This is a genomic window from Embleya sp. NPDC059213 (genome assembly GCF_042754445.1).
GTDB lineage: Bacteria > Actinomycetota > Actinomycetes > Streptomycetales > Streptomycetaceae > Embleya.
In genome coordinates this window covers 1-1,858 of record NZ_JBHZAV010000404.1, presented here as the reverse complement: position 1 = coordinate 1,858, position 1,858 = coordinate 1, and the positions used below count along the sequence as shown (strand labels likewise).

Annotated in this window: 2 protein-coding genes; both read left to right on the top strand. The window is 37.9% G+C overall.

Features of this window, described 5'->3' with window-relative positions:
• Positions 1-56 precede the first annotated feature (56 nt).
• The gene (locus tag ACFXMF_RS47635) at positions 57-965 is read left to right on the top strand and encodes a hypothetical protein (protein ID WP_375839305.1); all 909 of its coding nucleotides are present in this window, start codon (positions 57-59) and stop codon (positions 963-965) included.
• 684 nt (positions 966-1,649) lie between these two features.
• A complete protein-coding gene (locus tag ACFXMF_RS47630; protein WP_375839303.1) occupies positions 1,650-1,823 on the top strand; it encodes a hypothetical protein in 174 nt (57 codons plus the stop codon).
• Positions 1,824-1,858: the final 35 nt, after the last annotated feature.

Sequence of the window (1,858 nt, the reverse complement as noted above, 5' to 3'; positions counted from 1 at the left end):
CTTTATTATTAACTTGATTTTAATTAAACATTACAGGAAAAATTGAGGGGAAATGGATGGATAAACGCAATGGTGACGCGGTTTTCATAGCTCCAAATGATGTTGTAAAAGTGACCACTATGAATCACGTCATTGAAGTTCAGCATATGGAGAAGATGAACCGGAAAAATAATATCAAAAAATTGGACAAGGATAGGTTTGTAGACCTCTCTACTGGGGAGATCCGGGAGTTCGAGCATTCGGAAAATCGGCAGGAAAATTATAATTCTTTGAGACAAACCTTTAAGAAGCTGCGTTATTTGATAAATAACAATTTTATAGGACGGCCAAATGAATTACATATAACTTTGACATACAAGAAAAATATGACGGACACGAAAAAACTTTATAGTGATTTTCAAAATTTTATCGACAGGTTGCGTTATAAATACAAGAAAGAAAGTTCGATAGATTATTTATCGGTGGTAGAGCCACAAGGACGTGGAGCCTGGCATTGTCATGTTTTAATGCGCTTTAATGATTTGGATAAGATTTATATTAAAAATGCTGAATTAAGGAGTCTATGGGGTTTAGGATTTGTAACAATCAAGTCATTAAAGGATATAGACAACATAGGAGCCTATTTGAGCGCTTATTTGACTGATATAGACCTAGAAGATGTCCAAGACAGGGAAACAGCCTTAAAAGTGGCTTCAGAGGGCTGTGAGGTGCAAACAAAGATCGTAGAAGGTCGGGAAAAGAAATTTTTAAAAGGCGGACGGCTGCACATGTATCCTTCCGGAATGAATATGTATCGAAAATCAAAAGGGATTGTTAAGCCGGAACGGGAAGAAATGAAGTTCGGAGACATAAAAAAAGTAGTGGGTTCGGCAAAACCACACTACGAGAAAAGTTATCATGTCGAAAATGACAATTTTGAAAACACAATTTCGTTTCTCCAGTATAACACAAAACGTGATTTTTGAAGCAAAACGGTTCCTCTTTATGGAGCCGTTTTTTTTATTTCCCGAAGGGTTATTTGTCAGAATGACAAACCGATTTCGAGCCGGCGAGAACCCATTGTCACACCACGATTTAGGGGGTGTGTATAAATGGGCACTCTCTGTGAAATTTGAAGCTTTGAAATTCCGAATGGCGCACTTATACACTCTGTCGAGTGAGTGCTAAAATGCTGAAGCATTTCCGTCAAGCGTGTGGAGGAATCTTGTAGAGAGATATAGCATAGATACCCGTATCTCTAGAGATATTTTGGTATATCCCTGCTATATCTATGGGGTATCTATGCTATATCTTTGGCTTCAAAAACGGCACCTGTTCTAAGAGCATAGAAACTCAACAGGCACAGCCTGTTTGACACCCTTTTTTTTAGGGTGGCACCGAGTTTCCTTATGCTCTTTTTCTCTGAAGCTAAACCTGTTTTATATGTCGTAGTCTTTTTATTGGGAGTGACCCCTTGCTGTACAATTTCCGGAGGTGCCGATAAGGGACGAATTTTCCCTTGTCGGTTGCCTTTGGGGATTGTAAGGGGTGGAGGCTCGGAATCAAAAGGAAACGAAATATCATTCCGAGTGTGCTTCTTTTTTCTGTTCTTGAATTCTATTATTTCCAATGTTAGAATTATGTTAACAACTTGTTAGGAGTGTGTTTGGATGGAAGAGAAAAAACAAATTGGACCTCGAATTACTGTTGAAACATTTAAAAAGCTAGAGTTATTAGCCGAACATTTTACAAAACACAATGAATTTGGAAGAGTTTCAAAAGATGCTGTAATTGAGTTTGCTATTAAGGAATTGTATAGGGACTATTTGGGAAAAGGACGCTAATTTTTGTTGAAAAACTGACTTCGGATTTGGGGTTC

Excerpts from the sequence above, each read along its gene's own strand:
- ACFXMF_RS47635 (WP_375839305.1), top strand. The coding sequence starts at position 57 with ATGGATAAACGCAATGGTGACGCGGTTTTCATAGCTCCAAATGATGTT.
- ACFXMF_RS47630 (WP_375839303.1), top strand. The coding sequence starts at position 1,650 with ATGGAAGAGAAAAAACAAATTGGACCTCGAATTACTGTTGAAACATTT.